This is a genomic window from Streptomyces sp. UNOB3_S3 (assembly GCF_020740895.1).
Lineage (GTDB): Bacteria > Actinomycetota > Actinomycetes > Streptomycetales > Streptomycetaceae > Streptomyces.
The window spans coordinates 1-9,737 of sequence record NZ_JAILXP010000276.1; the positions used below are offsets into that span (position 1 = coordinate 1).

The following is a 9,737-nucleotide window of genomic DNA, read 5'->3' on the forward strand; positions in this document are numbered from 1 at the left end:
CGACGTCGACGCGGACACCGGTCACGCCCGCCACGGCCGAGACCTCCTTGGTGACGGCGGTCTCGCAGTGGCCGCAGGTCATGCCCTGGACCTTGTAGACGGTGGTGACGCCTGTGGTCTTCTCGTCGCGTGCGGCGGCGGAGGTGGAGCAGGTGTTGTCGGGGGAGCAGCAGGACATGGGTGCCTCCGGTCGTTGATCTTTGGGTGGGCGCCTCGCGAGCGCCCTCATAAAGATTTATACCCCTGGGGGGTATCTGAATCAACCCCCGGGGGGTATCTGGATGGGAGGTGGAAGCCTGTTGGTTCGGGGTGGAAATGCCCTGGTAGACGCCGAAATGATGGCTTCTGTGCCGAGGGGAGTCGTGCGGGAGGTCCGTCCGGCTTGCCGATACCCCCTGGGGTATCTCGCGATCTGGCCGACGGGTACCGCAGGGTCTGCGGCCTTGGGCATCGCTGTGGTGTCGGCCCGGTGGGCCCGCGCCCTCGCCAGGAGAGCGGTGCGTGGGGCGCCGCCTGAGCGGCGCCCCACAGGGCTGGGTCAGCCGACGCGGAGGGTCAGCGCGGCGGTGTGGAGCTTGCCTCCGGTCTGGAACTGGAGGAACAGGCGCCAGTTGCCCGGCTTGTCGAGCTGGGCGTGGAAGGGCAGGTCGGGGCCGCCCTTGTCGCCGTTGACCTTGGTCTCCGGGTGGAGGTGGGCGAACGTTTGGTCGCCCTCGTGGAAGGCGGTCAGGTGGGCGTAGGTGTCCAGGTAGGGCTGCAGGTCGGTGACCGGCTTGCCGTCCTTGCTGATGTTCACGGTCATGGGGTGGGCCATGCCGGCCATCAGGTCGCCCTTGACTGTCACGGTGTAGCCGTCGACCTCAGTGCTGGCGGACGCCGCCGGCAGCGGGGTGGTCTTCGCGTCCCCGGCGACGGTGACGGTGCGGCTGAGGACGAAGTCCTTGCCCTTGCCCGGCCCGCTGTCCGGGGTGAACGAGGCGTACGTCCTCCACGTACCGGGCTCGAGGGCGGCCAGGTCGGCCGTCCAGGTGCCATCTTCCGCCATGGTGGGGTGGATGTGCTGGAAGCCGGTGAGGTCCGACCGGACGGCGTAGAAGTGCATCCGCTTGGTCTGGTCGGCAGCGAAGCCGGTGACCGGCTTGCCGTCCGGACCGGTGATCGTGAACTTGTACCCGGCCGCCTTGCCCGCAGGAAGTTCCTTGGCGTCGGAGACAAGGCGGTAGCCGTCCTTGGTGTCGGACAGGCCGTCGCCCTTGGCCATGCTGCCGTGGTCCATGCCGGGCATCGACCCGTGATCCATCCCCGGCATGCCGCTCTCCGAGGACGACGCGGAGGCATGGGAGCCATGGTCCATGCCGGGCATGGACGAATCCTTCGAGGAGCCGCAGGCGGCGAGAGCCAGCGCCAGGGCGGCGGTAACGGAGGCGGCGGCGACAGTGCGCCGACGCGAAGAGATGCGGGAGAAAACAGACATCGTGTCGAGTCTTTCGAGGTGTGCGCGGCCTCGATGGGCACATGCGGGTGTACGGAACGGGAGCCGTGCCGGTTCGTGAGGGTTTTCCTCAGAACCGGGCCGACGGCTGTCACGTCCGCCTGACGCACACCTGGAGCAGCAGATTCCGTCCGCTTCTCGGCGGTCCACGGCGCCGCGCCCGGCAGGCGCGAAGGCGGCCTGCCTGCTGCCATCCACCGAAGATCACGAAGGCGAGAAGCATCAGCGGCCCGGCCGACGCGAGCTTGGCCTGATCACGTGCAGGGGTTGAGGTGCACACTGCCCCCGCCATCATGGGCACGTCCGGTTTCGCCGAGGCGTGGGCGGGCGATGTGTCGCTGGACTGGCGATGATCATGGCCCGCAGCTGAGGCCGGCATGTGTCCGGTCGGTTGGGCGGCCATGGGCACGCTGGTGCTCGCCGGGGCTGACATGCCTCCGTGGCAGCCGTCGACGGCCGCGGCCGGATTGCCGTGCATGAGGAACAAACCGAGCAGGACCGCGCACACGGTCAGCGCGCGGGCGGCTGCCCTGCGTGCTGGTGAGGTGTGGGTCACTGCTGAGGCCCTTCCGAAGTGGTGCTGCCTTGAGGGTAGCGCCCTGCCCGGTGGCTCCGCCGAGATCCGCGCTACACCGGGCGTCAGCGAAGTGGGCCGATCATGTGCCGGTTCCGGGGCTGCGACGTCGAGGAGCTGGAGCCTCGATCGCCGCGGGGTAGGCAACACGGGTCATCGGTAGGCGGAGGGAACATGGAACTGAGGTCCTTGCGGGCATCAGGCCTGCGTCCCGCCCCGACCGGGGAGTGATCTTCGATCATGTACTGGCATGATCACGGCGTCAGTGGGTGGGGCTGGTTCACGATGACGGCCAGCATGATCGTTTTCTGGGTGCTGGTCATCGCCGTCGTCGTCCCGCTCTTCCGCACCTTCAGCCACAACCGCGCTGCTGACAGTGCGCGCTCTGCCGCTCCGGGCGGGCCCAGGACGGGATGGTCCATGCCGGAGCAGATCCACGCCGAGCGGTACGCGCGCGGCGAGATCGACGACGAGGAGTGCCAGCGGCGCCTGGCCACCCTTCGCGGTATGCCACCGGGCTCGGCCAAACCCTGACGAGGACGCGAAGCTCGTCCCGGCTCAGCACTGCGTGGAGCGCCCGCCATGACGCCGCCACCCACCTCCAGGTGCGAAAGCAGGGGCGACGCGGCTGGGTGGTGATCGTCTGCTGCATCCCGGTGCTGCTCGTTGCGCTGGTCTTGGTCGCCGCCGGTCTGCTCAGTCCCGGCCCTCGGCCAGCCGGGCCGGCGCCCACGCCGCATCCGCCGGTTGCAACTCCTCTTCATGATCCGGCGATGTCGGCACCTATCCGCTGTGGCAACGTCTATGAGCCGTTCTCCGCCCCGGACGCATCCAGATCGGCGAAATGCGGGATGGGAAGCCCTACTTGTGGACTGCCCGGGCCGCCACCTGTCACCGCGTCAGCTGGGGTGAACCTGGCAAGACCTTCGCCAGCGGCCTGTGCTTGCTGCGAGGTTCGCCACGCCCATCGGCTCGTCTGCTCCGACGGTCTCGACCTCGGCCGCATCGCGGCTGCCGCCCCCATCGGGATGGGCTACCGGGTCTGTGGACGCTTCGAGTGCCCACAGCGGATGGCGCCGCCGCTCGGCCACCCAGTGCGGATCGCCCCCAACGTTGGCGCGTTGGTGCCCTGCCCCGTGGTGCAGACGGCCGTGGAGAAGCTGCACCGGTCGTGAAGCAACCTGAATGAAGATGTTTGCTTGTGTGCCGCATAACGATCGGCGGCAGTCAGATCCGGGATGTTCCAGGAGTTGGGACTGAGCATGCTCGGTGTTTCTGGGTGGGGTGCGGTGACAGGCGGGAGCATGGGTGGGTGCTGTCCCGGGTCCGGGGTCTGACTCATGACTTTTCTGACCAAAGTGTCCTGGTGTCACAGTGTCGGCCGTTGGCCGGGGATGGCGCGTTGTCGGTGCCGGACCGGCGGAGCGTGTCCCGATAGGGGCCTGTCGATTGTTGTGGCGTCCTCACGATTCTGACCGTCCGACGCGGCCCGGTACCGGCAGCGCGACGCGTTATCGGACTGGAGGGGAGCGGACATGCCCAGATCGGCCATGTCCAGTACGCCGCCTGCTTCGCAGAACCGCCGTCGCCGCCCTGCGGGGGAGGTGGTTCTGGGGGTGGACACGCACCGGGATGCCCATGTGGGTGCGGTGCTTTCCGTGATGGGGGAGGTGCTGGCCACGGGCGAGTTCCCGGCCACCGCGGCGGGGTACCGCGATCTGCTGAAGTGGGCCAGGAAGTGGGGAGCCGTGAGGCGGGCCGGTGTGGAGGGGACCGGTTCCTACGGGGCGTCTTTATCGCGTTATCTGCTGGCCCAGGGCGTGGACGTGTTTGACGTGAATTGGATGGACCGGGCAGATCATCGTCGGCGCGGCAAGTCGGATCCGCTCGATGCCCAGAACGCGGCGCGAGCTGTATTGAGTGGGCGGGTGAGTGCCCGGGCGAAGGCTGGCGACGGGCCGGTGCAGATCGCGAGAATGTACAAGCTCACGAAGGTGTCGGCGGTCAAAGCCCGTACCCAGGCCATCAACCAGCTCAAGTCCGTCCTCGTTACTGCTGACCCCGCCTTGCGGGAAGAGCTCGCCGGACTGGGCAATGCCGAACTCTTCCGCACCTGTGCGCGGTTCGCCGACATGAGCAGTCGTAAGGAGGGCGGCGAGGAGTCGGTGCTGCAGGCGACTCGGAACACGCTGGGTCTGCTGGCTCACCGGATCGGCCAGCTGTCCGAGCAGATCCGGGATGTGGACGCTCGTCTGGCCCGGCTCGTGGAGTGTCATGCCCCGCAGTTGCTCGACGTGGTGGGGATCGGTCCGGACACGGCCGTCGCTTTGCTGATCACGGTGGGGGACAACCCGGAACGCCTGGACAGTGAGGCGTCCTTCGCCGCTTTGTGCGGGGTCAGTCCTGTCGAGCGTTCCTCGGGACGCCGGCAGTACCGTCGCCTGAACCGTGGCGGCGACCGGCAGGTAAATGCTGCGCTCCATCGCATCGTGTTCACCCGTCTGCGGGTCGACCCGCGCACCCAGGACTACTACGAGCGTCGGATCAAGGAGGGCAAGACCCGTCGCGAAATCGTCCGCTGCCTCAAACGCTACGCGGCCCGGGAGGTCTTCCACCTGGTCAGACAGTTACGGTCAGGACCCCGCTCATAGGGGCTGTCGTGACAGATGAGAGGGTCTGGCGGGTGACTGAGACACCGGCGAACACCCTGCAATACCGCTCTGACGGGCCAGAAGACGCCCCAGTCCTGGTCCTGGGGCCCGCGTTGGGTACCACATGGCACATGTGGGACCGGCAGATACCGGAGCTGACCCGCCGCTGGCGCGTCATCCGCTTCGACCTGCCGGGCCACGGCGGCGCCCCCGCACAGCCCGCCGCCACGATCGGCGAGCTCACCGACCGGCTGCTGACGACGCTGGACACGCTCGGCGTCGACCGCTTCGCGTACGTGGGCTGCTGCGTCTCCGGCACCATCGGCACCGACCTCGCCCTGCGCCACCCGCGGCGGCTCCTCTCGCTCGCCGTCGTCGGCTCCGCCGCGCACTTCACGGCCGCGCCGCGCGGGGGGATGCGCGCCTCCGACGTCAGGGCCGGCGGCCTCGAACCGGTGGCCCGCACGGCGCCCGAGCGCTGGTTCACCCCCGCGTTCGCCGGAGCCCAGCCGGCGATCGTCGACTGGGCCGTCCAGATGGTCCGGACGACCGACCTGGCCTGCTACGAGGCGGCCTGCGAGGCGCTCGCCGCCTTCGACGTCCGCGCCGAGCTGGGCCGGATCGACCTCCCGGCGCTCGTCATCGTCGGCGCGGAGGACCAGGTGACCCCGGCCGCCGACGTCCGCGTCCTCGTCGCCGGCATCCGCGACGCCCACCTCGCCGTCCTCCCAGCGGCCCGCCACCTCGCCCCGGTCGAACAGCCCACAGCCGTGACGGATCTCCTGACCCGCCACCTCGCGACGCCCCCGGGGCAGCAGGGGTCTCAGGGTTCCCAGGGCGGCGAGGGCGGCCAGGGTCCCCAGGGCCCGCAGGTCCCGCAGGGCATGGGGGCCCGGTCGGGCCCGGGCCCGACCCCGGCCTCGCCCCAGCCCGCCGTGGTGGAGACCCCGGGCGCGAACCCGTACCGGACGGAGGGCGCGGCGGGGGCAGCCGGCACGTCGGGCAGCGGAAATCCGTACGCGGACGGCGGGCGTGGCGAGGATCGCGCTGCCGGAGCCGGGCGGTCCGGTGATGGTGCCCCCGGTGAGGGGGATACCCCGGCCGGCGCGGGACGTGCGCTCGACAGCGGAAATCTGTACGCGGACGCCGCGCCGGGCGCGGGTCGCGCTGCCGGAAGCGGCGCGTGGGACGTGGCCCGCCGTGGTGACGACGCGCCCGCGTCCGCCTCTACGCCTGCGTCAGCCTCTGCGCCCGTGCCCGCGTCCGGCGACGACGCCCCCGAGCGCGCCCCCGTCGGCGGCGACCCGCGCGTGCGCGGTCTGCGGCTGCGCCGCGAGGTGCTCGGCGCGGGCGACGCGCTCGCGCGGCACCTCGACCCGGGCGACTTCTCCGCCGACTACGAGGACCTCGTCACCCGCGTCGCCTGGGGCGACGTCTGGTCGCGGCCCGGGCTCGACCGCCGGACCCGGTTCCTCCTCACGCTCACCGCGCTGACCGCCGGCGGGCACCTCGACGAGCTGGCCACGCACACCCGCGCCGCCCTGCGCGGCGGCGTGAGCCCGGACGAGATAAAGGAAACGTTGCTGCACGCGTCCCTCTACTGCGGTCTGCCCGCCGCCGGCAAGGCCTTCGAGGTCGCCCGCCGTGTCGTCGCCGAGGAAGCGGACGGGTAACAGGATGAGGAAGCGGACGCGTAGCAAGATGGGGTCATGAAGCTGACCAAGCAGAGCCATGCCTGCATCCGGCTGGAGAAGGACGACGGCCGCACCCTCGTCATCGACCCGGGAGGGTTCAGCGAGGCGGACGCCGCCGTCGGGGCGGACGCGGTCCTCGTCACCCACGAGCACCCCGACCATTTCGACGAGGGCCGGCTGCGCGCCGCCCTCGACGCGAACCCGGCCGCCGAGCTGTGGACGCTCCGCAGTGTCGCGGAGCAGGTCTCGGCGGCCTTCCCCGGCCGGGTGCACACCGTCGGGGAGGGCGACACGTTCAGCGCCGCCGGCTTCGACGTCCAGGTGCACGGACAGCTGCACGCCGTGATCCACCCGGACATCCCGAGGATCACCAACGTCGGCTACCTCGTCGACGGCACGCTCTTCCATCCCGGCGACGCGCTGACCCTCCCCGGGCAGCCGGTCGAGACGCTGATGGTCCCCGTCATGGCCCCCTGGAACAAGGTCGCCGACGTCATCGACTACATCCGCGAGGTCAAGCCGCGCCGCGCCATCGACATCCACGACGCGCTGCTCGCCGACCTCGCCCGGCCGGTGTACGACCGGATGCTGGGCCCGAACGGCCCCGGCGTCGGCGGGGCCGAGCACTCCCGGATGGCCGCCGGGCAGAGCGTCAGGCTCTGACCTGCGAGGACCTGCGTGAGCCGACGTCTGTCACACCCGGCCGTTAGGGTGGCCGCATGCGCATCGCCACCTGGAACGTGAACTCGATCACCGCCCGACTGCCCCGGCTCCTGGCCTGGCTGGAGAGCAGCGGCACGGACGTGCTGTGCATCCAGGAGACCAAGTGCTCCGCCGAGCAGTTCCCGGCCGACGAGCTGCGCGCCCTGGGCTACGAGTGCGCGGTCAACGCCGACGGCCGGTGGAACGGCGTGGCCCTGCTCTCCCGCGTCGGCCTGGAGGACGTGGTGTCCGGCCTGCCCGGCGGCCCGGAGTACGACGGCGCGCAGGAGCCCCGCGCGATCTCGGCGACGTGCGGCGGCGTCCGCGTCTGGTCGGTCTACGTGCCCAACGGCCGCGAGGTCGGCCACGACCACTACGCGTACAAGCTCCGCTGGCTGGAGGCCCTGCGCGACGCGGTCGCGGCCGACGCCACGGGGGAGCGGCCGTTCGCGGTCCTCGGCGACTTCAACATCGCCCCGGCCGACGACGACGTCTACGACCCGGCCGTCTTCGAGGGCGCCACGCATGTGACCCCCGCGGAGCGCGCCGCGCTCGCCGCCCTGCGCGACGCGGGCCTGTCGGACGTCGTCCCCCGCCCCCTGAAGTACGACCATCCGTACACCTACTGGGACTACCGCCAGCTCTGCTTCCCGAAGAACCGCGGCATGCGCATCGACCTCGCCTACGCCAACGCGCCCTTCACCGCCGCCGTCAAGGACGCCTACGTCGACCGCGAGGAGCGCAAGGGCAAGGGCGCCTCGGACCACGCCCCGGTCGTCGTCGACCTGGACGTCTGAGGTCCGGCCCGCCCCCCTACGGGCGGCGGCCCCTATGGGCGGCGGCCGTCGGGTCAGACCAGCTGACGCAGGTCGATCGCCTCGCTGAACGCCCTCATCCCCGCGTCGCTGGGGTGGAGGTGGTCGCCGCCGTCGAAGCGCGGCAGCATACGGTCGGGCCGCTGGGGGTCGCGGATCGCGGCGTCGAAGTCGAAGACCGCGTCGTAGAGCCCCAGCCCGCCCCGGATGTGCCGGTTGACGGCGACGCGGTACGACTCCGCCTCGGCCGTGCAGTCGAAGAAGCCGCCGCACGGCGCGATGGTGGCCACCGCGACGCGCATGCCCCGCTCGTGGGCGGTGGCCGCGATCCTGTCGAGGGTGGCGATGACCTCGTCGGCCGTCGTCCCGGCGCGGATGTCGTTGACGCCCTCGAAGACCACGACGGTCCGGGCCCCGGTCTGCGCCAGCACATCGCGCTCCAGCCGGTGCTCCGCGCTCACCCCGCTCAGCACCGAGCTGGCCCCGGTACCGGGGTAGCGGTCGGTCACGACGCGGTTGCCGGAGATGCCGTGGTTGAGGACGCCGAAGCGCGGCACGTCCCGCTGGTCGCGCAGCCGCCGGGCCAGGAGGTCCGGCCAGCGCCTGTTCGCCCCCGGCGTGGAGCGCTCGCCGTCGGTGATGGAGTCGCCCAGCGCGACCACCGAGCCGGGTCCCCCGGCCACGTCCACCCCGGTCAGCAGGGGCCAGCTGGTCAGCGCGGTGCCGTACGCCTCCCCGCCCCGGTCGCCCGTGCGGTCGCCCGCGCCGTCGGCGCTGAGGTAGGAGGTCTGGCTGGTGTAGCTGTGCACGGGCAACGCCCGTACGGTCCCCGGCAGGTGGATGCTCACCAGCAGACTGGTGTCCGGCGGCACCCGGAAGCCCACCGGGTCGCTGAACTGCTGGGCCCCGGCAGGCAGTTCCACCCCGGACCGGCCCCCGAAGGTCAGTGGCACCGGCCGTCCGTCCACCGCCGCGCCCTTGCCCCGCAACGCCACCGTGGCGCGCCCGATCCGGACCGGGGCGGGGGAGAAGGTGTTCTCCAGCCGGATCCGGGCGCGTGGCCCGCCCGCGCTGCTGTGCACGACCAGCCGGAGCGTCCGGTCCGTCCACGGGCCCACCGTGGTGTACCCGGACGTGGACGCCGCCCAGCTGCCGGTCCACCCGTTCGAGGGACTGCGCAGGGCGAGGGAGAAGACGTGCAGACCGGCCTCGCGGCCGGCCCTCGGCAGGATCACGGAGGAGACCTCGCGGCCGCGCTCGACGGGCACGGTCACCGCGTACAGCCGGACGGTCCCGGCCCGCCGGCCGTCGGGGGTGTTGCGGTGGGGGAGGCCCAGGAGCTTGGTGGGGAGCGGGCCGGTGCGCCAGTCGGGGGCCCGTAGCCGGTACGCGCTCCGGGAGCCGTCGCGGTAGCGGACGAGGCCCGTGCCGGCCGCGCCGTCCCGCGTCTCCGTACGGGAACCGCCCGCCACCAGGAACGTCAGGGCCTCGCCGCGCCCCGTCAGCCGCACGGCCTGACCGTCCGCCAGGACGTTGTCGGGGCGGCCCGGTGCCGTGGCGGGCCAGCGAGGCGCCGCGCCGTCGACGGCGATCGTCCGGCCGGGGGTCCAGCCCGCGGCCCTGAGCTCCTGGGCGGAGAAGGAGCCGCCCCGGCCGTCGAAGTCCGCGGCCCCGGGACGGGCGTCGTCGCTGATGCCCCGGTTGTCGAAGAGCCGTTCCAGGGGGAGCGGCTCTCCGCCCGGCGCGGCGTCGCCGGTCAGGACCCGGTCGGGCACGGAGTCGGGCACGGAGTCGGGGGCGGGGTCGGGG

The 9,737-nt window shown here is 71.7% G+C and carries 7 protein-coding genes and 3 pseudogenes; 7 read left to right on the forward strand and 3 right to left on the reverse strand.

From position 1 onward, the window contains the following. On the reverse strand, positions 1-229 hold a 229-nt coding region (locus tag K6I33_RS25355), incomplete at its 3' end, for a cation transporter (RefSeq protein WP_308297295.1). A gap of 309 nt (positions 230-538) precedes the next feature. Next, positions 539-1,474: a hypothetical protein gene (locus K6I33_RS25360; protein ID WP_229356843.1), complete on the reverse strand. Its 936-nt coding sequence runs from the start codon at positions 1,472-1,474 to the stop codon at positions 539-541. Between the two features lie 832 nt (positions 1,475-2,306). Between K6I33_RS25360 and K6I33_RS25365 the strand changes: the two genes are divergently transcribed. The 7 genes and pseudogenes from K6I33_RS25365 to K6I33_RS25390 all read left to right on the forward strand — a co-directional run bounded on the left by K6I33_RS25365 (position 2,307) and on the right by K6I33_RS25390 (position 7,910). Next, positions 2,307-2,600 carry an SHOCT domain-containing protein gene (locus K6I33_RS25365; RefSeq protein ID WP_229356844.1) on the forward strand — a complete coding sequence of 98 codons (294 nt, stop codon included), beginning with the start codon at positions 2,307-2,309 and terminating at the stop codon, positions 2,598-2,600. A 244-nt stretch (positions 2,601-2,844) separates the two neighbouring features. Continuing rightward, positions 2,845-3,241: pseudogene (locus K6I33_RS25370) on the forward strand (short-chain fatty acyl-CoA regulator family protein); the annotation flags it as partial. 441 nt (positions 3,242-3,682) lie between these two features. Then, positions 3,683-4,717 carry an IS110 family transposase gene (locus K6I33_RS25375; RefSeq protein WP_229356845.1) on the forward strand — a complete coding sequence of 345 codons (1,035 nt, stop codon included), beginning with the start codon at positions 3,683-3,685 and terminating at the stop codon, positions 4,715-4,717. A 32-nt stretch (positions 4,718-4,749) separates the two neighbouring features. Continuing rightward, positions 4,750-5,685, forward strand: a pseudogene (locus tag K6I33_RS36675) (alpha/beta fold hydrolase); the annotation flags it as partial. 438 nt (positions 5,686-6,123) lie between these two features. Beyond that, positions 6,124-6,390 (forward strand): annotated as a pseudogene (locus K6I33_RS36680) (carboxymuconolactone decarboxylase family protein); the annotation flags it as partial. Positions 6,391-6,426: 36 nt separating this feature from the next. After that, the gene (locus K6I33_RS25385; protein ID WP_229356847.1) at positions 6,427-7,074 is read left to right on the forward strand and encodes an MBL fold metallo-hydrolase; all 648 of its coding nucleotides are present in this window, start codon (positions 6,427-6,429) and stop codon (positions 7,072-7,074) included. Between the two features lie 56 nt (positions 7,075-7,130). Then, positions 7,131-7,910, forward strand: a complete 780-nt coding sequence (locus tag K6I33_RS25390) for an exodeoxyribonuclease III (protein ID WP_229356848.1) — start codon at positions 7,131-7,133, stop codon at positions 7,908-7,910. A gap of 53 nt (positions 7,911-7,963) precedes the next feature. Here the strand turns inward: K6I33_RS25390 and K6I33_RS25395 are convergent, their stop codons facing one another. Then, the gene (locus K6I33_RS25395; RefSeq protein ID WP_229356850.1) at positions 7,964-9,715 is read right to left on the reverse strand and encodes an SGNH/GDSL hydrolase family protein; all 1,752 of its coding nucleotides are present in this window, start codon (positions 9,713-9,715) and stop codon (positions 7,964-7,966) included. Positions 9,716-9,737 lie beyond the last annotated feature (22 nt).

Excerpts from the sequence above, each read along its gene's own strand:
- K6I33_RS25360 (WP_229356843.1), bottom strand. The coding sequence starts at position 1,474 with ATGTCTGTTTTCTCCCGCATCTCTTCGCGTCGGCGCACTGTCGCCGCC.
- K6I33_RS25365 (WP_229356844.1), top strand. The coding sequence starts at position 2,307 with ATGTACTGGCATGATCACGGCGTCAGTGGGTGGGGCTGGTTCACGATG.
- K6I33_RS25385 (WP_229356847.1), top strand. The coding sequence starts at position 6,427 with ATGAAGCTGACCAAGCAGAGCCATGCCTGCATCCGGCTGGAGAAGGAC.
- K6I33_RS25390 (WP_229356848.1), top strand. The coding sequence starts at position 7,131 with ATGCGCATCGCCACCTGGAACGTGAACTCGATCACCGCCCGACTGCCC.